14 protein-coding genes are annotated in these 20,556 nt (G+C 73.0%); 9 read left to right on the forward strand and 5 right to left on the reverse strand.

Annotated features, from left to right (window positions below; translation table 11 throughout):
- Nucleotides 1-2 precede the first annotated feature (2 nt).
- From IAG42_RS20525 to IAG42_RS20545, 5 genes are all read right to left on the reverse strand, one after another.
- The gene (locus tag IAG42_RS20525; protein ID WP_188338424.1) at nucleotides 3-854 is read right to left on the reverse strand and encodes a DMT family transporter; all 852 of its coding nucleotides are present in this window, start codon (nucleotides 852-854) and stop codon (nucleotides 3-5) included.
- Nucleotides 851-1,372 (reverse strand): YbaK/EbsC family protein, encoded by a 522-nt coding sequence (locus IAG42_RS20530; RefSeq protein WP_188338425.1) that lies wholly within the window; start codon nucleotides 1,370-1,372, stop codon nucleotides 851-853. Before IAG42_RS20530 ends, IAG42_RS20525 begins: the two co-directional genes overlap by 4 nt.
- 68 nt (nucleotides 1,373-1,440) lie before the next feature.
- On the reverse strand, nucleotides 1,441-3,129 hold the full coding sequence (locus tag IAG42_RS20535; protein ID WP_223206099.1) for a penicillin-binding transpeptidase domain-containing protein: 1,689 nt from the start codon (nucleotides 3,127-3,129) through the stop codon (nucleotides 1,441-1,443).
- 186 nt (nucleotides 3,130-3,315) lie between these two features.
- On the reverse strand, nucleotides 3,316-4,953 hold the full coding sequence (locus IAG42_RS20540; RefSeq protein WP_188338426.1) for a penicillin-binding transpeptidase domain-containing protein: 1,638 nt from the start codon (nucleotides 4,951-4,953) through the stop codon (nucleotides 3,316-3,318).
- A 149-nt stretch (nucleotides 4,954-5,102) separates the two neighbouring features.
- The gene (locus IAG42_RS20545) at nucleotides 5,103-6,848 is read right to left on the reverse strand and encodes a dolichyl-phosphate-mannose--protein mannosyltransferase (RefSeq protein WP_188338427.1); all 1,746 of its coding nucleotides are present in this window, start codon (nucleotides 6,846-6,848) and stop codon (nucleotides 5,103-5,105) included.
- A 62-nt stretch (nucleotides 6,849-6,910) separates the two neighbouring features.
- Between IAG42_RS20545 and rsmI the strand changes: the two genes are divergently transcribed.
- The 9 genes from rsmI (at nucleotide 6,911) to IAG42_RS20590 (ending at nucleotide 20,491) form a co-directional block, all read left to right on the forward strand.
- Nucleotides 6,911-7,786, forward strand: a complete 876-nt coding sequence (gene rsmI, locus IAG42_RS20550) for a 16S rRNA (cytidine(1402)-2'-O)-methyltransferase (protein WP_188338428.1) — start codon at nucleotides 6,911-6,913, stop codon at nucleotides 7,784-7,786.
- Between the two features lie 197 nt (nucleotides 7,787-7,983).
- Complete coding sequence (locus IAG42_RS20555) at nucleotides 7,984-8,469, forward strand: hypothetical protein (protein WP_188338429.1); 486 nt, start codon at nucleotides 7,984-7,986, stop codon at nucleotides 8,467-8,469.
- Nucleotides 8,470-8,583: 114 nt separating this feature from the next.
- Nucleotides 8,584-9,462 carry a TatD family hydrolase gene (locus IAG42_RS20560; RefSeq protein ID WP_188338430.1) on the forward strand — a complete coding sequence of 293 codons (879 nt, stop codon included), beginning with the start codon at nucleotides 8,584-8,586 and terminating at the stop codon, nucleotides 9,460-9,462.
- A gap of 141 nt (nucleotides 9,463-9,603) precedes the next feature.
- The gene (locus IAG42_RS20565; protein ID WP_188338431.1) at nucleotides 9,604-10,986 is read left to right on the forward strand and encodes a resuscitation-promoting factor; all 1,383 of its coding nucleotides are present in this window, start codon (nucleotides 9,604-9,606) and stop codon (nucleotides 10,984-10,986) included.
- A 1,438-nt stretch (nucleotides 10,987-12,424) separates the two neighbouring features.
- Entirely contained in the window at nucleotides 12,425-13,297 is an 873-nt protein-coding gene (gene rsmA, locus IAG42_RS20570) for a 16S rRNA (adenine(1518)-N(6)/adenine(1519)-N(6))-dimethyltransferase RsmA (protein WP_188338432.1), read from the forward strand.
- Nucleotides 13,294-14,196 (forward strand): 4-(cytidine 5'-diphospho)-2-C-methyl-D-erythritol kinase, encoded by a 903-nt coding sequence (locus tag IAG42_RS20575; RefSeq protein WP_188338433.1) that lies wholly within the window; start codon nucleotides 13,294-13,296, stop codon nucleotides 14,194-14,196. The genes rsmA and IAG42_RS20575 overlap by 4 nt, the downstream gene beginning before the upstream one ends.
- A gap of 492 nt (nucleotides 14,197-14,688) precedes the next feature.
- The gene (locus tag IAG42_RS20580; protein ID WP_188338434.1) at nucleotides 14,689-16,503 is read left to right on the forward strand and encodes an ABC-F family ATP-binding cassette domain-containing protein; all 1,815 of its coding nucleotides are present in this window, start codon (nucleotides 14,689-14,691) and stop codon (nucleotides 16,501-16,503) included.
- A 233-nt stretch (nucleotides 16,504-16,736) separates the two neighbouring features.
- Nucleotides 16,737-18,530 carry an outer membrane protein assembly factor BamB family protein gene (locus tag IAG42_RS20585; protein ID WP_188338435.1) on the forward strand — a complete coding sequence of 598 codons (1,794 nt, stop codon included), beginning with the start codon at nucleotides 16,737-16,739 and terminating at the stop codon, nucleotides 18,528-18,530.
- 56 nt (nucleotides 18,531-18,586) lie between these two features.
- Nucleotides 18,587-20,491, forward strand: a complete 1,905-nt coding sequence (locus IAG42_RS20590; RefSeq protein ID WP_188338436.1) for an outer membrane protein assembly factor BamB family protein — start codon at nucleotides 18,587-18,589, stop codon at nucleotides 20,489-20,491.
- Nucleotides 20,492-20,556 lie beyond the last annotated feature (65 nt).

A 20,556-nucleotide genomic window follows, 5' to 3' on the forward strand; every position in this document is an offset into this window, starting at 1 on the left:
CGTCAACCGGCGTGCAGCATCAGCCCGATGCCCGCCACCATCACGCCCGCCGCCATGATCCGCGGCATCCCGAACCGCTCCTTGAAGAACACCGCCCCGATCGCCGCGCCCACGATGATGGACGACTCGCGCAGCGCGGAGATCGGGGCGAGCTCCGCCCGTGTCTGCGCCCACAGCACCAGCCCGTACGCGGCCACGGACAGCGCGGCGCCGAACAGCCCGCGCAGCGCGAACGGCCGCAGCGTGGCCACGAATTCACCCCGCCACCGGTACGCCGCCCAGAGCGGGATCGCGAGGCCCTCCAGGATCATCAGCCAGGCGATGTAGCCGAGCGAGGACCCCGAGGCGCGCACCCCGAGCCCGTCCACCACCGTGTAGGCGGCGATCGAGGCACCGGTCGCGAGGGCAGCGCCGAGCGCCGTCCAGTCCGGCCGGCGTCCCGTCCCGCGCAGCCCCCACAGGGCGAGGCCCGTCAGTCCCGCGCAGGACACCGCGACCCCGGCCGCCTGCCAGCCGCCCGGCACCTCACCGGCGAACACCGCCGCGAGGACCGTCACCAGGAGCGGCGCCGTGCCGCGCGCGATCGGGTAGGCCTGGCCGAAGTCGCCGAGCCGGAACGAGGTCATCAGGAGGCACATGTAGCCGACGTGGAGGAGCGCGGAGGCGACCAGGTACGGCCAGGCGCCCGCGGCCGGGACCGGTGCGAACAGCGCGAGCACGAGCCCGATCAGCACCCCGCCGCCGGCGATCAGCGTGAACCCGACGAGCTTGTCGGTGATGTGGTGGGCCAGCGCGTTCCACGACGCGTGGGTGACCGCGGCGAGCAGCACCGCCGCGGTGACGAGCGGCGTCACTCCCGCACGTCCACGAGCGTCGCCCCGGCGTGCTCGACCAGCTCCTTCGGTCCCATCGGGAACACCGCGTACGGGGTGCCGGCCGCGGCCCACACCTCGTCGTGCGCGAGCAGCGAGCGGTCGGCGAGCACCCGGGTGCGCGTACGGTGCCCGAAGGGCGGGACGCCGCCGATCGCGTAACCGGTCGTCTCGCGCACCACGTCCGCCTTCGCCCGCGTCACCTTCCCGGCGCCCAGCGCCTGCCGCACCCGCTCCAGGTCGACCCGCGAGGAGCCGTCCATCAGCACGAGCACCGGCACGCCGTCGGCGGCGAAGATCAGCGACTTGCAGATCTGGCTGAGCTCGCAGCCGATCGCCGCGGCCGCCTCCTGCGCGGTGCGGGTCGCGTCCGGGAACCGCCGTACGCGCGGCAGGAGTCCGGCGAGACCCATCCCGGTCACGGCCTCGGCGAAGCGCGGGTGCGCGGCGCCCGCCTCGGCTCCCGACGCGGCTCCGGCACTGCTCTCTGTTGACGTCATGGACGGCACGCTAACGGTCCGTGTACCGCCCATGCGACCGGGTATCGGGACGTGAGTCAGGGTGCCGTTCAGTCGCCGGCCAGCAGCATCTCGCGGACGACCGGACCGGCCGAGTCGCCGCCGTGGCCGCCCTGCTGCACGACCGCGGCCGCCGCGAGGTCCCCGCGCCAGGCCGTGAACCAGCCGTTGGGCTTCTTCTGCCCGTCGACCTCCGCCGAACCCGTCTTGGCGCCCATGTCCGCGCCGAGCCCCGACATCGGCTTGACCGCCGTACCCGCGACCGCCGTGTAGTGCATCAGCTCGCGCAGATCGCCGACCGTCTTCGCGGACATCGTGCGCGACGCCTTCGCCAGCGTGCGGTGGTCGAAGTCAGGGGAGACGAGGTACGGCTGGTGGAAGGTGCCGGACTTCACGGTCGCCGCGACCGAGGCCATGTTCAGCGGGTTCATCCGCACCCCGCCCTGCCCGATCAGCGAGGCGCCCATCTGCGCCTGCGACTGCACCGGCACCGCGCCGTCGAAGCTGGACACCCCGATCGACCAGTTGTTCATCCCCAGCCCGAACACCTGCTGCGCCTGCAGCGTCAGCGAGTTGTCCTCCAGCTCGGGGGCCTGGCTGATGAACGCGGTGTTGCAGGACGCGGCGAAGCTCGCCTTGAACGTCCCGTTCTTGATCTGGAACTTGTCGTCGTTCTGGAACTTCCAGTGCCCGTACGTGAAGTACTTCGGGCACGGGTGCTTCTTGTCGACGCCCGCCAGGTTCTTCTCCAGCAGCATCGACGAAGTGATGATCTTCATCGTGGAGCCGGGCGCGAGCGAGCCCTGGAACGCCGTGTTGAACCCGGGGCTGGAGTTCGCCACCGCGAGGATCTCACCGGTCGACGGCCGCACGACCACGACCGAGGCCTTCTCGCGCGAGGCGACCTGCTTCTCCGCCTCGGCCTGCAACGACGGACTCAGCGTCGTCCTCACCGTGCCCGGGGTGCCCTCGGAGAGGGTGAGCAGCGTCTTGTCGGGCAGCGCGTTCCCGTCCTGCGTCCTGGCCGTCGTCGCCGACTTCTTCCCCGAGTCCTTGCGCACGACGCGGAGTTCGATGCCCGCGGTGCCGCCGGCCTTCTTCCCGTACTTCTCGCGCAGCCCGTCCACGACCGTGCCGAGCGAGGCGTACTTCTTCACGCTGAGCTCGCCGCCGTCCCGGTCCAGCGCCTTGACCGGCGGATCGCCCGCCTCGCCCGTCACCAGCCGGTCCCCGTCCCGCAGATCCGGGTGCACGACCGACGGAGCCCAGTCGACGGACACCTTCCCGGTCTTCTTGTCCCGTACGACGGACAGCTTCGAGTCGTACGCGAACGGCTTGCTCGTCTTCTCGTACGTGACCTTCGAGGTGACGTGGAAGGGAACGGTGGCGCCCTTGCGGGTGCCCGGGGTCAGCTTCAGCTCGCTGAAGTGGGCGTCCTTCGCCAGCGCGGACAGGGCGGTCCCCGCGGCGGGGGCGTCGTCCGTGGCCGCGGCGGCGCGGGCCGTGTCGCCCTTCTCCCACGCGGACAGGAAGCGCTCGGCCGCGGCCCGGGTCTCCGCGGAGGTGGGCGGGCCCGTCCTGATCAGGGGCTTGCTGTCGGCGGCGGCCTCGCTGTCACCGTCCGCGAACACGTACGCGCCGATCCCCGCGCCGGCGGCCACGACGGCCGCGGCCGCGCCGAGCACCAGGGCGTTGGTGTTCCGGCGCGAGGGCTCGCGCCGCTTGCCTCTGGTGCCCACGTGTTCCCTCCGGTGGTTTGGCTGCTGTTCAGATTAGGGGGCTGGAATCGGTGCGGGGAGCCGGGTGCGCCTCTTCGCCGTAGGACTGAACGGTGGTGGTGCGACTTCGGTTTCGTCGTGGTTGCTCGCGCCCACGCGGCGGAGCCGCAGAGCGACACGGCCCCGCGCCCCTTCGGGGGCGCTCGTTCACGGGGCGCTTCTCAGTACGGCCGCCACGATCGGGCCCGCCGCGTCGCCTCCGTGGCCGCCGCTCAGGACCATCGCCGAGGCCGCCACGTCACCGCGGTACCCCGTGAACCAGGAGTTGGACCTGCCCTGGCCGTCGACCTCCGCGGAGCCCGTCTTCGCCCCGATGTTCGGACCCAGACCCGCCATGACCTGTGTCGCCGTGCCGTAGGGGGCGGTCGCCGCGAGGTTCATCATGCGGCGCAGCTGGGACACCGTCGCGGACGGCAGTCCCTGCGCCGTCGCCACTTGGCGGTCGTCGAGGCCCGGGGCGACGAGGACCGGCTGGTGGAAGGAGCCGGTGATCGCGGTCGACGTCACCGAGGCCAGGTTCAGCGGGTTCATCTGCACCTGGCCCTGGCCGATCATCCCGGCCGCCGCGTCCGGCCCGCCCGCCGCCGGCACCGAGCCGTCGAACGAGACGATCCCCGTCTTCCAGTCCTTGCCGAGCCCGAACCGCTGCGTCGCCTCGTCCGCGAAGTTCTGCGCGCCGAGATCGTCCGAGTACTTGATGAAGGCCGTGTTGCAGGAGCGGGCGAAGCTGTTGGCCAGGGTGGCGCCCTCGTTCGGGGCCATGCCCTTGAGGTTGTGGAAGGTCTGGCTCATCGCGACCGCCGAGTCGGGGCACGGCGCCGGGCCGGTCTCCGTCGTGACGCCGTGGTCGATGAGCGCCGCCGCGGTGAGGATCTTCAGCGTCGAACCGGGCGCCACACGGCCGTTGAACGCCGCGTTGAACTCGCGCTCCGACGCGTTGGCCACCGCCAGCACCTCACCGGTCGACGCCTTCACGGCGACCACCGACGACTTCGCGTACCGCGCGACGGCGCCCTCGGCGGCCGCCTGCGCGTTCGCGCTGAGGGTCGTGTGCAGCTTGCCCGGCCGGCCCTTGGTGAGGGTGAGCAGCGTCTTGGCGGTCTCGGTGCCGTCGGCGTTCGCGTGCTGGACGTACGTCTCGACGCCGGGGGTGCCGCCCGCCTTGTCGCCGTACCGGGAGCGCAGCTGGTCCAGGACCGGGCCGAGCGAGGGGTACTTCTTCGCGGTCAGGACGACGCCGTCGCGGTCCACGGCCTCGATGGGCGGCGCCGCGGACTCGCCGGTGAGCAGGGTGTCGCCCTCCCGCAGGTCCGGGTGGAGCACGGACGGGCTCCACTTCACCAGGGCCCGCCCGGTGGTCTCGCCGCGCACGACGGTGAGCGAGGAGTCGTAGGACAGGGTCTTCTTCTTGCCGTCGAACTCCACGGTGGCATTCACCGAGAACGGGACGCGCGCCCCGGACGGTTTGCCGGCCTTCAGCGCGGTGTGCGTGATGTGCGCGTCCTCGTGCCAGCCGCGCAGCGCCTCCCGCGCGTTCTCCGCGAAGTTGGTGAACCCGGCGGCGCCGTCCGCGTCGTTCTTCCCCCACGCCGCGAGGAACTTCCGCGACGTCTCCTCGACCTCGTCGGCCGTCGGCGGCCCCGTGCGGTGGGCCTCCGGCCCCGCCGCGGACGAGCCGCCGTTCCCCGTGACGGCCGTGACGATGTTGTAGGCCCCGTACCCGGCTCCGCCCACCATGACGGTGAACACCCCGCCGACGATCGCGACCTTGGCCCCCTTGCGCATGTGCGTCCCCTCCCCAGGTTGACGCTGGGACTGTAGACACGCGTGAGGCCCCGGCGACGGGGAGTTAGGTGGATGGTGTCCGAAAGTATCCGAAGAGAGATCGAGAAAACGGCCGAAACGGGCCCAGACCCAGGTATCGGGGCCCGGGCTCAGACCCAGGTGTCGAGCCACATCCGAGAGCGCCACGAGTCGATCGGGATCGCGGTGCCCGTGTAGATCGGCCAGAAGTAGATGAAGTTCCACACGATCAGCAGGACCAGGACGCCCGCGCCCGCCGCACCGGCCATCCGGCGCCGTTCCGACGAGCCCGGTTTCCCGATGATCGCGCCGAGCATCATCGCCACCGCCAGACACAGGAACGGCGCGAAGACGACCGCGTAGAAGTAGAAGATCGTCCGCTCCTGGTACTGGAACCAGGGCAGATAGCCGGCCGCGACCCCGCACAGGATCGCGCCCGCCCGCCAGTCACGCCGGAAGAACCAGCGCCACAGCACGAACAGGAGCGCGACGGCGGCCGCCCACCACAGCAGCGGGGTGCCGAGCGCCAGGACCTCGCGGGCGCACTTGTCGGCCGCGTCCGCCGGGCAGCCGTCGGTGCCGGGCGACGGCGACTCGTAGAAGTAGGAGACGGGACGGCCGTCGACGATCCAGCTCCACGGGTTCGACTGGTACGTGTGCGCCGAGGTCAGATGCGTGTTGAACTCCCACACCTCGTGCTCGTAGTGCCACAGGCTGCGCACCCAGTCCGGCAGCCACGTGAAGTGGCCGCCCTTGCCCGCGGTCACCGCCCAGTTGCGCAGATAGCCGCCCGTGCCGTCGTCCGGCGAGAGGATCCAGCCCAGCCAGGACAGCACGTACGTGCCGATCGCGACCGGCACCGTCGACAGGAACGCCCAGCCCAGGTCCCACTGGTAGGTCGCCATCCAGGGGTGCCGCGCCCCGGCCACCCGGCGCGCGCCCACGTCCCACAGGACCGTCATCAGGGCGAACGCGGCCACGTACACGAAGCCGTTCCACTTCGTCGCCGCCGCCAGGCCCAGGCACAGGCCCGCGAGCAGCCGCCACGGCCGCCACCCGAACCGGAACGTCTCCGCGATGTGCGCGTCGGGCCGCACCAGCCCGTTCTCGTCGACCGGCAGCGCCGCCGCGAGCCGCTCCCGGCTGCGGTCCCGGTCCACGACCAGGCAGCCGAACGCCGCCAGCACGAAGAACACGAGCACCGAGTCGAGCAGCGCGGTCCGGCTCATCACGAACGCCAGCCCGTCCACCGCGAGCAGCAGACCGGCCAGGCAGCCCAGGAACGTCGAGCGGAAGATCCGCCGCCCGATCCGGCACACCATCAGCACGCACAGCGTGCCGAGCAGCGCCGTCATGAACCGCCAGCCGAAGGGGTCGAACCCGAACAGCCACTCGCCGATCCCGATGACGTACTTGCCGACCGGCGGATGCACGACGTACGAGGCGTCGTGCGGGATCGGCACGTCGCCGTTCCTCTGGAGGATCAGGTCGTTGGCGTTCTTCGCCCAGTTGACCTCGAAGCCGCGGTGGATGATCGCCCACGCGTCCTTCGCGTAGTACGTCTCGTCGAATATCACCGCCTTCGGGCTGCCCAGGTGCCAGAAGCGCAGCAGCCCCGCGAGCAGCGTGACCAGCAGCGGCCCGGCCCAGCCGGAGAACCGGCCGAGCCCGCCCGTCGGCCACAGGCGCGAGGTCGGCGCGGGGAACGACGGCACGAGCCGCTCGAGGACACCGCCCCCGCCGTCCCGCCCCGCGTACCCGAACCGGCGCAGGCCGCGCAGCCACGACGACGGCCGCTCCGCCTCGGCGGGGTCCTGCCGGGCAGCGGCGCGCGACGGGGTCTCGGTCGGGTGGGACGACGACGCGGTATGGGTCACCGCGCCATCGTAGGGAACCCGACTGTGCGAATCCCGTCTGTGACCCCTGCGAGACTGGAACAGTGACAGGAACCGCAGATTCGACCGGAACGCTGGTACTCGCAGGAACCCCCATCGGGGCCATTTCGGACGCGCCGCCGAGGCTCGCGCAGGAGCTGGCCGTCGCCGACGTCGTCGCGGCCGAGGACACGCGGCGCATGAAGCGGCTCGCGCAGGCGCTCGGGGTGACCGTCGGCGGGCGCGTCGTGTCCTACTTCGAGGGCAACGAGTCGGCCCGCACCCCCGAGCTGGTGGAGGCGCTGGCCGGCGGGGCGCGGGTGCTGCTCGTGACCGACGCCGGGATGCCGTCCGTGTCGGACCCCGGGTACCGGCTGGTGGCCGCCGCCGTCGAGCGCGACATCCGCGTCACCGCCGTACCGGGCCCCTCGGCCGTGCTCACCGCGCTCGCGCTGTCCGGGCTGCCCGTCGACCGGTTCTGCTTCGAGGGGTTCCTGCCGCGCAAGGCGGGCGAGCGGATGGGCCGGCTCAAGGAGGTCGCCGACGAGCGCCGCACCCTCGTGTACTTCGAGGCCCCGCACCGCCTCGACGACACCCTCGCGGCGATGGCCGAGGCGTTCGGCGCCGACCGCCGGGCCGCCGTGTGCCGCGAGCTGACCAAGACCTACGAGGAGATCAAGCGGGGCCCGCTCAAGGAACTCGCCGCGTGGGCCGCCGAGGGTGTCCGCGGCGAGATCACCGTCGTCGTGGAGGGCGCCCCGGAGAAGTCCGCGGACGACGTCACCCCCGCTGAGCTGGTGCGCAGGGTCCGGGTGCGGGAGGAGGCGGGGGAGCGGCGCAAGGAGGCCATCGCCGCCGTCGCCGCGGAGGCGGGTCTGCCCAAGCGGGAAGTCTTCGATGCCGTCGTCGCGGCAAAGAATGCGGATCGAACCGCCCCATAAGCGCGTAAAGGACTAACCTGAAAAGCAAAGCGAAGACCGGGTGCGGCGCCCTTTCGGCAGGGAAGAGCCAAATCGGCTCCAACAGTCGGCAGGTGCTTTGCGTCCGGCCCGCCGGAGGCGTCCACTGGTCGAAGGGGACGCACCCGTCCCCACGCTGCCCGAGGGCAGCGCTTGTCCAGCGGACAAGAGGAGCTGGCATGAGCGAGTTCGCAGTCTCCAGGACGACCACCGGTGCCGAGACGCCCCCGATCCCCAACCGCAGCGCGGCGACCTCGATCGCCCACGAGTCGTACTCCTTCGCCTGCATGCGCTGCGGGCACGGATGGGAGCAGTCCTACGAGATCGAGCACCACGTCGACGGGGACGGGGCGGAGTTCGTGATGTACGTGGCGAACGGCGAGCGGGTCCCGTCGCCGCTCACCCGCCCCACCTGCCTGAACTGCGGCGGACACGTCGTACGGATCATGCGGGCCGGCCGGGTCTCCTCCGTCCTCGACATCATGCAGAACCCCAAGAACCCGCAGCACCGCACGCCGCCCGCGGGGCCCGTCGAGGCGCCCGAGCCCGCGGCCGCGGAGGCCCGGAAGCCGCACGAGCACCACTGGCACCTGTCGGACCTGCTCCACCCCTTCAGCCACCACCACAAGAAGGACGCGGCCGAGACGGACGAGCCCGGTTCGTAGGCCGGGGCGGGGCCGCACTCGGCCGGTCGGACCGCGGCCGGGCCGGAATCGGTGCGGCTTCGCGGGACAGGAATCGGTTCGTCGGACCGGAGGGCCGGTTCGTAGGATCGGGGCATGAGCCCCAACGCCAAGGACGCCACCCCGCCCCCGCCGCCCGCGCCGCTGGACGTGCCGGTCGCCGACTCGCACACCCACCTGGACATGCAGGCGGGCACGGTCGAGGAGGCCCTCGCCAAGGCGGCGTCGGTGGGCGTGACGACCGTCGTGCAGGTGGGCTGCGACCTCAAGGGCTCGCAGTGGGCCGCCGACACCGCCGCCGCGCACGCCGCGGTCCACGCGGCCGTCGCCCTGCACCCCAACGAGGCGCCGCGCATCGTGCACGGCGACCCCGACGGCTGGTCCCGGCAGGGCGCGCGCGAGCCGCTCGGCGACGCCGGGCTCGACGCGGCGCTCGCCGAGATCGACCGGCTCGCCGCGCTGCCCCACGTCAAGGGCGTCGGCGAGACCGGCCTCGACTACTTCCGCACCGGCCCCGAGGGCAAGGCGGCCCAGGAGAAGTCCTTCCGCGCCCACATCGAGATCGCCAAGCGGCACGGCAAGGCCCTCGTCATCCACGACCGGGAGGCCCACGAGGACGTGCTGCGGGTCCTCAAGGAGGAGGGCGCCCCCGAGCGCACCGTCTTCCACTGCTACTCCGGCGACGCCGACATGGCCCGGATCTGCGCCGAGCACGGCTACTTCATGTCCTTCGCGGGCAACGTCACCTTCAAGAACGCCCAGCCGCTGCGCGACGCCCTCGAAGTCGCCCCCATGGAACTGATCCTGGTGGAGACCGACGCCCCGTTCCTGACCCCGGCGCCGTACCGCGGTCGGCCTAACGCCCCGTACCTGATTCCGGTCACGCTGCGCGCCATGGCGGCCGTCAAGGGCGTCACCGAGGAAGCCCTCTCGACCTCGGTCTCCGCCAACACGGCCCGCGCCTTCGACTACTGAAACCGGCACCGGCCCCGCGCCGGTGATCGCGACACCACGTAGTCGCGTCGCTTTGGAGAGTGACGACCGCTCCGCTAGGTTCTGCTCGCCCGACCCGCCCCCACCCCGGGGGCGGACCCCTGGAGCGCCTGGAGCGTCGTCGTGAGCAAAGCGCCGTACGAGCCGTACGAGGATCCGTACGGTCCCGGTGGAGCCGGGGACGCGCACGGCTCCTGGGGATACGAGCCGACCGTCGTCGCACTCGACGCCCCCTGGTCCGAGCCCGTCGAGTCCGTCGGGCCCTTTGAGCCGGTCGGGCGCGTCGAAGCCCAGGCGTACGCGACCGCCACCGCCCGCACCGAGACCGCCCTGCCCCGCCAGGCGACCCCGCCCCGTCAGGCGACGCCGGGTGCCCGCCGCGCCGCGCGCCGCAAGAAGAGAGACCCGCGCCCCGACACCCTGCGCCGGCTGGTCCCCCAGGCCCTCGTCGTCGCGTTCCTCGCCGGCGGCACCTCCGCGTTCGTCGCCAACGACAAGGCCGTCCACCTCAGCATCGACGGCAAGGAACGCACCCTGCACACCTTCGCCGACGACGTCACCGAGCTGCTCGCCGACGAGGGCGTCGACGTCGGCGACCACGACCTCGTCGCCCCGGCCCCCGGCACCGCGCTCGCCGACGGGGACGAGGTCGCCGTCCGCTACGGGCGGCCCGTGCGGCTCACCCTCGACGGACAGCGCCGCGAGGTGTGGACGACCGCCCGCACCGTCGCCGGGGCCCTCGACCAGATCGGGGTACGGGCCGAGGGGGCCTACGTGTCCACGTCCCGCTCCCGGGCCATCGGGCGGCACGGACTCGAACTCGCCGTCCGCACCGAGCGCAGCGTCACGATCATGGCCGACGGGCAGCGCCGCACCCTGCGCACCAACGCGGCGACCGTCGGCGAGGCCGTCGACGAGGCCGGGATCACCCTGCGCGGCCAGGACACCCTGTCCGTCGCCCGTGACAGCTTCCCGCGCGACGGACAGACGATCACCGTGATGCGGGTGACCGGCCGCAAGGAGGTCCGCGAGGAACCCGTCCCCTACGAGACCGAGCGCACCCGCGACGACAGTCTCTTCGAAGGCACGGAGGTCGTCACCCGGGCCGGCGAGACCGGGCTGCGCCGGGTCACGTACGCGCTGCGCACCGTCAACGGGGTGCGGCAGAAGCCGCGCCGGATCGCCGACGAGCTGATCCGGGCGCCGCGGGCCCAACTCGTGCGGGTCGGCACGAAGCCGCGGCCCGCGGAGGAGACCGGGTCCGGGTCCGGCTCCGGGCTGAACTGGGGGGCGCTGGCCCAGTGCGAGTCCGGGGGGCGGCCCGGAGCGACCGACCCCAGCGGCACCTACGGGGGGCTCTACCAGTTCGACACCCGCACCTGGCAGAGCCTCGGCGGCTCGGGGCGCCCCCAGGACGCGTCCGCCGCCGAGCAGACCTACCGCGCGAAGAAGCTCTACGCCCGCCGGGGTGCCACCCCCTGGCCCCACTGCGGCGCCCGCCTCTGACCCTGGGTCGGGCCCCTCCGGGGTGAACCTGCTGCCCATGACCGCCGGCGCCTATGGGGCGGGGCCCCGCCCGGGGGTGATGCTCACCCCCGGGTCCCCCGGGTCCCCGGGTCCCCGGGTCCCCCGGGTCCCCGGGTCCCCGGGTCCCCCGGGTCCCCCGGGTCCCCGGGTCCCCGGGTCCCCGGGTCCCCCGGGTCCCCCGGGTCCCCCGGGTCCCCCGGGTCCCCCGGGTCCCCCGGGTCCCCCGGGTCCCCCGGGTCCCCCCGGGCCCCACGACCGTCCGCACCCTTCCATCCCGGCGCCTCCGGGCTCCTGGGGCCCCTGCCCCTCGGGGCCCGCGCCCGTCCGGGGCCTGCCCCCCGGGGCCCGCGCCCGTCCGGGCCTCTGCCCTCGGGGCCCGCGCCCGTCCGGGGCCTGCCCCCCGGGGCCCGCGCCCGTCCGGGCCCCTGCCCTCGGGGCCCGCGCCCGTCCGGGGCCTGCCCCCCGGGGCCCGCGCCCGTCCGGGCCCCTGCCCTCGGGGCCCGCGCCCGTCCGGGCCTCTGCCCTCGGGGCCCGCGTTCGTCCGGGCCCCTGCCCCCCGGGCCCGCGTTCGTCCGGGGCCCCGGACCCATGGCCCCTGCATCACCAGGCGCCCATGGCCCCGGCCCCGCGCCCACCCACCCGCCCCCTCCGGGGGCGTCGGCCCGGCGCCCGGCCTTGGGCAGTACTTCAGCCCTGGACGCGCATCCAGTCGCCCCGCCTCGGGCAGAACCCCAGCCTTGGGGTGCGCTTCGGTCGGCCCCGACTTGGGTCAGCGCTCCATTGCTGGGTGCGCGTTCGGTCGCCCTGACGTTGGGCAGTCCCCCGCCGGGCCTCGGCCCCGCCAGGGGCGTTCGGCCCGACGCCCGGCCTCGGGCACGTCCCTTCTGGGTTCGGGCAGTCTGCCGCCTGGGGCGGCACCCTGGCGCCAGGGTGCGTGATCGGGTCGGCCTCGGCTGCGGCGGCGCCGCCGTAGGGGCTGACGCATGTCGCCGACTGCTGCGCCGTCGTGGTTGCTCGCGCAGTTCCCCGCGCCCCTGAAGGGCGCACTTCGTGCGTCCCAGGGGCAGTCTGCTCGGCGCCGGGCCGACGCCCCCGGAGGGGGCGGGTGGGTGGGAGCAGGGGGCGGGCCAGGGGCCGAAGTGCGGGCGCGTGCGGGGCCAGGCGCGATCCCGCGACGGGTCGGGCGTGCCCCCGGGACGGGCCGGGCGTGGTCCCGGGACGGGTCGGGCGTGCCTCCGGGAGGTGCCGGGCGTGGTCCCGGGACGGGTCGGGCGTGCCTCCGGGAGGTGCCGGGCGTGGTCCCGGGACGGGTCGGGCGGGCCCCCGGGAGGGGTCGGGTGGGCCCCCCGGGAGGGGCCGGGCGGGGCTCGACGTGAGGGCGGGTGGGCCGGAGGCCGGGCGCGGCTACCCTTGAACGGTGAGCAGCACTGAGCCTCAAGGCCCCCTTTTCGGCGCCGCAGACATCCGCGAGCTGGCGGCGGCCCTCGGCGTCCGGCCCACCAAGCAGCGCGGTCAGAACTTCGTGATCGACGCCAACACGGTCCGCCGCATCGTCCGCACCGCGGAGGTCACCGAGGACGACGTCGTGGTCGAGGTCGGCCCCGGCCTGGGCTCGCTCACCCTCGCGCTCCTGGAGACCGCCCGCCACGTCACGGCCGTGGAGATCGACGACGTCCTCGCCGCCGCGCTGCCCGCGACCGTCGCCGCCCGCATCCCGGCCAAGAAGGACGTCTTCGACCTGGTCAACATGGACGCGATGCAGGTCACCGCGCTCCCCGGCCCGCCTCCGACCGCGCTGGTCGCGAACCTCCCGTACAACGTCGCCGTACCGGTCCTGCTGCACATGCTCGCGACCTTCCCGAGCATCGAGCGCACCCTCGTCATGGTCCAGGCCGAGGTCGCCGACCGCCTCGCCGCCAAGCCCGGCAACCGCGTCTACGGCGTCCCCTCCGTGAAGGCCAACTGGTACGCGGAGGTCAAGCGGGCCGGCGCCATCGGCCGCAACGTGTTCTGGCCCGCGCCCAACGTGGACAGCGGCCTCGTCTCCCTGGTCCGGCGCACCGAGCCGATCGCGACCTCGGCGACGAAGGAAGAGGTCTTCGCGGTCGTCGACGCCGCGTTCGCCCAGCGCCGCAAGACGCTGCGCGCCGCGCTCTCCGGCTGGGCCGGTTCCGCGGCCGCCGCCGAGGCCGCCCTCGTCGCCGCCGGCGTCTCGCCGCAGGCGCGGGGCGAGGCGCTGACCGTAGAGGAGTTCGCCCGGATCGCGGAGGCCAAGGGGGCCGCGCAGTGACCACCTCGGTGACCGTCCGCGTCCCGGCCAAGGTCAACGTCCAGCTCGCGGTGGGTCCGGCCCGCCCCGACGGCTTCCACGACCTCGCCAACGTCTTCCTGGCCGTCGGCCTCTACGACGAGGTCACCGTCACCGAGACGGACGCCTTCTCCCTGACCTGCACCGGCCCGGGCTCCGACCAGGTCCCGCTGGACCGTACGAATCTCGCCGCCCGCGCCGCCCTCGCGCTCGCCGAGCGGCACGGGCTCGGCGACCCGAAGGTCCGTATCCACATCGCCAAGGACATCCCCGTCGCGGGCGGCATGGCGGGCGGCTCCGCCGACGCGGCCGGTGCGCTGGTGGCCTGCGACGCCCTGTGGGGCACGAACGCCTCCCGCGCCGAACTCCTCGACATCTGCGCCGAGCTGGGCAGCGACGTGCCGTTCAGCCTCGTGGGCGGGGCGGCGCTCGGCACCGGGCGCGGTGAGCGGCTCGAACCGCTCGACGTGGGCGGGGAGTTCTGGTGGGTGTTCGCCGTCGCGGACGGAGGGCTGTCGACGCCGGCCGTGTACCGGGAGTTCGACCGGCTCAGCCCGGACGCGCCCGCCCCCGTCGCGTCGCCCGCGCTGCTCGACGCGCTGCGTACCGGTGACGTCGCGGCGCTCGCCGCCTCCGTCACCAACGACCTCCAGCCCGCCGCGCTGTCCCTCTTCCCGAGCCTGAAGTCCACGCTCGACGCGGGGCGCGGGGCGGGAGCCCTGGCCGCGCTCGTGTCCGGGTCGGGGCCGACGACGGCGTTCCTCGCTGCGGACGAGGCGGCGGCACGCGCGGTCGCCTCGGCGCTCGTCGCGTCCGGCACGTGCCGCGCGGCCCGGGTGGCCTGCTCCCCGGCACAGGGCGCCGTACTCATCTCCGGTTGAGTACGTCACCCCTGCCGGGCTGATCGCCGGCGCGGGACGCTACCGGCATGACGCGAACCCGTCCCCGCCGTAGCCGTCGCCGCCTGCGCCGGGCCGCCGTCCCTCTGGGAGCGGCGGCCCTGGTGGGCCTGCACACGGCCATGGCCCTGCGCGGCCACCCCCTCCCGCCGCCGAACCTCGGCGGCCCGGGCCGCCTGGTACGCCCCCGCGAGGTCACTCCGTTGGTACGTCGGCGTGTGCGAGTCCGTCGTGGCTGGTCGCGCAGTTCCCCGCGCCCCTGAAAGGCTGCGGCTTCGCCGCGCCTTTCCCAGATGAATGGCGCCCCGCACCCTGATCGGGGAAATGCGCCCGAAGGGCATGCATTTCAGGGGCGCGGGGAACTGCGCGAGAAGCCCCACCGGCCGCAGTCGTGAGACAGCCCGCACCGCCCACGGCGAAAACGCACCCCCGACCCCGACTACGCTGGATGGTCGGCCCAAGGAGCGGAGCGCAATGGCAGTCAATCTGGTCAACGTCGAGAACGTCTCGAAGGTCTACGGCACCCGTGCCCTCCTCGATGGCGTCTCCCTCGGCGTGCAGGAAGGCGACCGGATCGGCGTCGTGGGGCGGAACGGCGACGGCAAGACCACCCTGATCCGGATGCTCGCCAAGCTGGAGGAGGCCGACACCGGACGCGTCACGCACAGCGGCGGCCTCCACCTCGGCGTGCTCACCCAGCACGACTCCCTCGACCCCGAGGCGACGGTCCGCCACGAGGTGATCGGTGACCTCGCCGACCACGAGTGGGCGGGCAGCGCCAAGATCCGCGACGTGCTGACCGGCCTGTTCGGCGGCCTGGACCTGCCCGGCTTCCCGCAGGGCCTGGACACGGTCATCGGCCCGCTCTCCGGCGGCGAGCGCCGCCGCATCGCGCTCGCCAAGCTGCTCATCGCCGAGCAGGACCTGATCGTGCTCGACGAGCCGACCAACCACCTGGACGTCGAGGGCATCTCCTGGCTGGCCGCCCACCTGCGCGCCCGCCGCTCCGCCCTCGTCTGCGTCACCCACGACCGCTGGTTCCTGGACCAGGTCTGCACCCGCATGTGGGACGTGCAGCGCGGCGACGTCTACGAGTACGAGGGCGGCTACTCGGACTACGTGTTCGCCCGCGCGGAGCGCGAGCGGATCGCCGCGACCGAGGAGGCGAAGCGGCAGAACCTGGTCCGCAAGGAGCTGGCCTGGCTGCGCCGCGGCGCCCCGGCCCGCACGTCCAAGCCCCGCTTCCGCGTCGAGGCGGCCAACGAGCTGATCGCCGACGTGCCCGAGCCCCGCGACAAGAGCGAGCTGATGAAGTTCGCGAACGCCCGGCTCGGCAAGACCGTCTTCGACCTGGAAGACGTCACCGTGCAGGCCGGCCCGAAGACCCTGCTCAAGCACCTGACCTGGCAGCTCGGCCCGGGCGACCGCATCGGCCTGGTCGGGGTGAACGGCGCGGGCAAGACCTCCCTGCTGCGCGCCCTCGCGGAGGCCGCCGGCAGCCAGGGCGACGTCCAGCCCGCCGCCGGGAAGATCGTCGTCGGCAAGACCGTGCGGCTCGCCTACCTGTCCCAGGACGTGACCGAGCTGCCCGGCACGCTCCGCGTCCTGGAGGCCGTGCAGCAGATCCGCGACCGCGTGGACCTCGGCAAGGGCCGCGAGATGACGGCCGGCCAGCTGTGCGAGCAGTTCGGCTTCGGCAAGGAGAAGCAGTGGACGCCCGTCGGCGACCTGTCCGGTGGTGAGCGCCGCCGGCTCCAGCTGCTGCGCCTGCTGATGGACGAGCCGAACGTCCTGTTCCTCGACGAGCCGACGAACGACCTGGACATCGAGACCCTGACCCAGCTGGAGGACCTCCTCGACGGCTGGCCCGGCTCGATGATCGTGATCTCCCACGACCGGTTCTTCATCGAGCGCACGACGGACAACACGTTCGCGCTGCTCGGTGACGGCGCGCTGCGGATGCTGCCGCGCGGCATCGACGAGTACCTGGAGCGCCGCCGGCGGATGATCGAGGCCGCGACCCCGGCCCCGGCGGCCGCCGCCCCCGCCCAGGACGCGGCCACGAAGGCGCCCTCGGCCGCGGACGCCCGCGCCGCCAAGAAGGAGCTCCAGAAGATCGAACGGCAGCTCGACAAGCTCTCCGGCAAGGAGGCCAAGCTGCACGAGCAGATCGCCGCGAACGCGACGGACTTCGCGAAGGTCGCCGAACTCGACGCCGAGCTGCGCGCGCTGTCCGATGAGAAGGACGAGTTGGAGATGCGCTGGCTGGAACTCGCCGAGGACGCGTGAAGACGTTCAGGAGGAATTCTGAAGGTCTGGGAAGAACGGGCGAAGCCGCGTAACGGACACATCACGGGCCGGTGCTCCCTTGGGAACAGGCGAGCGACCGGCCCCTGTGCGGGGCGCCCCGAGTGATAGAAAGGGCGGCTGAGGGGGGCCCGCGGGCACCCCGCGACCGACCTGAACGTCCGGGAAAACCAGCCAGGCGTGCCAGTACATCAGCAGAAACGGGGGGAGCGCTGATGACTCAGCCGCCCAACCAGCCGCCCGCGGGCGGCTTCGGAGCACCGCAGGATCCGCAGGGGCAGACACCGCCCCCGCCCGCGGGTCCGCCGCAGACGCCTCCGCCGGCGCAGCCCGGCTACGGCTACCCGCAGCAGCAGCCCCAGCCCGGTTACGGCTACCCCCAGCAGCAGCCCGGCCCGTACGGCACCCCGCCCCAGCAGCCGGGCCCGTACGGCCAGCCGCCGCAGCAGCCCGGCCCGTACGCGCAGCAGTCCGGCCCCTACGGCCAGCAGCCCCAGTACGGCTACCCGACCCAGCAGCAGCCCGGTGCCCCGGTCCCGCCGAACGGCGGCGGCAACGGCATCAAGGGCAAGACCTGGGCGATCGCCGCGGCCGCGCTGGCACTGGTGGTCGTCGCGGGCGGCGTCGTGTTCGCCGTCGTCGGCGGTGACGACGACACCACGGACAAGAAGGAGCCCGAGGCCAAGGGCAAGGACCCGAAGGCCTCCGTCTCCGCCCCGGTCAACCCGGGCGACGGCCAGGGCGACGGGCACGCCGGCGACGAGGACCTCAACGAGGGCCGCCAGGACGGCGAGGCCAAGGTCCTCTGGTACAAGACGGCCCCCAAGGTGCCCGGCGACGGCGCCGACGCCCCCGGCATGTGGATCACCGACAAGGTCGCGGTCAAGGCCGCGTACAAGGAGGTCCTGGCCTACAACGTCGACGACGGCAAGATCAGCTGGCCCGCGGTCGCGTTCCCGCAGAAGATCTGCGCGGTCACCAAGACGCCCTCCGACGCGGGCAAGATCGTCGTCGCGTACAAGAGCGGCACGTCCTCGCGCGCCAAGTGCAACCAGGTGCAGGAGATCGACCTGGCCACCGGCGAGAAGGGCTGGGCGGCGAAGATCCCCGAGCGGGAGAACGACGACGACTTCTTCGACGGCACCGGCTCCGAGATCGGCCTGAACTACGCGGGCGACACGCTCATGGTCGGCCGCCAGATGTCCGGGCTCGCCCTGAACGCCAAGGACGGCAAGCGGAAGTTCGCCGTCGAGCAGTACGGCGACGACTGCTTCCCCAAGGCCTACACCGGCAACAGCAAGAAGCTGCTCACGGTGGCCTCCTGCGGCGCGGGCGGCGACAAGGCCCACGAGGAGCTGCGCCAGCTGAACCCGCAGACCGGCAAGGCTCTTTGGACGAAGAAGTTCCCCAAGGACTGGCAGATCGCGAACGTCTACTCGGTCAGCCCGCTCGTCGTCTACAGCACCAACGACGACGACAAGAAGTACAACATCGCCTCCTTCAAGGAGAACAGCGCGACCGTGCAGGCCGAGGTCGGCGTCGACGGCCTCGACACCAGCTGCGGCAGCTCGTTCTCCTTCCTCAACCGCGATCTGAACGGCTGCCCCGGCGCCGTCGCCGACGCGAGCACCCTCTACATGCCCACGCAGGGCAAGGCGGGCGGGGCCAACGAGGTCGTGGCGATCAGCCTGACCAGCGGCAAGGAGCGCTGGCGCGTGAAGTCCCCCGAGGACCAGTCGCTGCTGCCCGTCACCGTGGACAACGGCGGCGTGGTCACGTACATGGAGGCGTCCTACGGCGGTCAGGCGGGCCGCGTCCTGTCGATCCCGGTCAACGGATCGCACACGCCGAAGACGCTGCTGCAGAACCCGGCGGGCACGGCCGCGATCGAGAGCGGCTTCTACTCGAAGGACGTCGCGTACGCCGACGGCCGCTTCTTCATCTCCGCCACCAACCTGTCCGGCAGCGCCAAGGGCCAGCAGAAGCTCATGCTGGCCTACGGCGACTGACGTCGCGCACTTCTGAACCGTCCCCTCACGCAAAGGCATTCCGAGGTACCCACGCCATGACGCAGCCGCCGCCCCAGCCTCCGAACGACCCCCAGCAGCCGCCCCAGGTGCCGCTCGGCAAGAACCCCGAGCCCCAGGACGCACCGGCCGCACCGGCCGCGCCCCCCACCCCGCCCGCGGGCGGGTTCGGGGCCCCGACGCCGCCCCCGGCCGGCGGTTTCGGCGCGCCGACGCCGCCCCCGCCGCAGGGCGGACCCGGCTACGGCTACCCGCAGGCGCCGCAGGGCGCCCCGCAGACCCCGCCCCCGCCGGCCGCCCCGCCGCAGGGCGGCGCCCCCGGCTACGGCTACCCGGCCCAGCCGCAGCAGCCCCAGCCGCCGACCCCGGCGTACGGGCAGCAGCAGTACGGGCAGCAGCCGTACGGCCAGCCCCAGCCGGGCCAGCAGCAGTACGGCTACCCGCAGCCGTCCACCACGCCGATGGCGCCCGTGAACGGCGGCGGCAACGGCGGCGGCAAGTCCGTCTCGCCGATCGTCTGGATCGTCACGGCGGCCGTCGTGGTCATCGCCCTGATCGTCGGCGGCGGCATCATGTACGCCGGCTCTTCCGACGACGGCAAGTCCGACACCACCGCCGGCGGTGAGAAGGGCGGCGAGGGCACCACCGGCAAGGGCGGTGGCGGCGGCGGCTTCGGCGGTGCCGGCGAGGAGAAGGTCCCGGGCAACACCTCGGCCCAGATCGCCTTCCAGCTGCCCGCGCCGAAGGTCGCCAAGGACAACGTCGACAGCGTCATGGGCTCCTGGCTCACCGACAAGACGTACGCCAAGTCCGGCGTGAACGAGATCGTCGGCTACGACCCGGCGACCGGCAAGGAGCAGTGGACGCTGCCGCTGTCCGGCCAGACCTGCGGGTTCACCCCGACCGTCACCAAGGACGCGCTCGCCGCGGTCGTCGCCGAGGACGCCAAGCGTCCCAAGGACGGCATGCACAAGACCTGCTCCCAGGTCACGCTGTTCAACGTCAACACCGGCGAGAAGGTCTGGACGACGAGCATCGGCTCGGGCGAGCAGGCCGTCCCGTTCGAGGAGCTGTCCTTCGTCGGCGACACCCTGGCGGCCGGCGGCGGCCTGCGCGGCGGCGCCGCGTTCGACGTGAAGACCGGCAAGCCGCTGTGGAAGCCGCAGCAGGGCAGCTGCGAGGACGTCGGCTACGCGGGCGGCGCCCAGCTCGTCGCGGTCCGCAAGTGCGGCGACTTCGACAACGAGAAGTACGAGGTCCAGCTCCTGGACCCGAAGTCCGGCCAGCCGAAGTGGTCGTACAAGCTCGCCGCCGGCGTCGACAACGCCAAGATCCTCTCCACCGACCCGGTCGTCATCGGCGTCGGCGCGGGTGACAACTCGGCGGGCACCGTCTCCGACATCTTCTCGATGGACGCGAACGGCAAGCTCATCACGAAGATCGCCATCGACGACGAGAAGTACGACTTCGACTGCGAGGTCGGCAAGATCGACGGCTGCAAGAAGATCGTCGTCGGCAACGGCCGCGTCTACCTCGCCACCCAGCAGCACGACGCGGGCGGCGACATCGGCCAGACCAACGAGATCGTGTCGTACGACCTGAAGACCGGCAAGACGACCGCCGACCGGGCCGACGGCGGCGAGTACGAGATCTTCCCGATGCGCATGGACGGCGGCAACATCCTGGCGTTCAAGCGTGGCCCGTACGACAAGGGCAGCGAGGTCGTCACGATCGAGCCCAAGGCGATGAAGCAGACAACGCTCCTGGTCGCCCCGAACACGGAGCCGGTCAAGAACGCGATCAGCGCCATGGTCCCGGGCAGCAGCAGCAGCGAACTGCTCTACTCCAACGGGCGCCTGTACTTCGGCAAGGGCCTCATCAGCAAGCCCTACTCCGCTGACGAGAAGCAGTACACGGCCCTCGGCTTCGTCGCCAACGGCTGATCCCGCTCCAGGGCCGGCGGCCCCGCTCCCCACCCGGGGGCGGGGCCGCCGCCTTTTGCCCCCGA

Origin of the sequence: Streptomyces xanthii, from assembly GCF_014621695.1 — a bacterium.
GTDB classification, from domain to species: Bacteria; Actinomycetota; Actinomycetes; order Streptomycetales; family Streptomycetaceae; genus Streptomyces; species Streptomyces xanthii.

Coding starts and splice junctions, on each gene's coding strand:
- IAG42_RS20555 (WP_188338429.1), top strand. CDS start 7,984: ATGAGCGAGTTCGCAGTCTCCAGGACGACCACCGGTGCCGAGACGCCC.
- IAG42_RS20590 (WP_188338436.1), top strand. CDS start 18,587: ATGACGCAGCCGCCGCCCCAGCCTCCGAACGACCCCCAGCAGCCGCCC.
- IAG42_RS20560 (WP_188338430.1), top strand. CDS start 8,584: ATGAGCCCCAACGCCAAGGACGCCACCCCGCCCCCGCCGCCCGCGCCG.
- IAG42_RS20540 (WP_188338426.1), bottom strand. CDS start 4,953: ATGCGCAAGGGGGCCAAGGTCGCGATCGTCGGCGGGGTGTTCACCGTC.
- IAG42_RS20530 (WP_188338425.1), bottom strand. CDS start 1,372: ATGACGTCAACAGAGAGCAGTGCCGGAGCCGCGTCGGGAGCCGAGGCG.
- IAG42_RS20585 (WP_188338435.1), top strand. CDS start 16,737: ATGACTCAGCCGCCCAACCAGCCGCCCGCGGGCGGCTTCGGAGCACCG.
- IAG42_RS20580 (WP_188338434.1), top strand. CDS start 14,689: ATGGCAGTCAATCTGGTCAACGTCGAGAACGTCTCGAAGGTCTACGGC.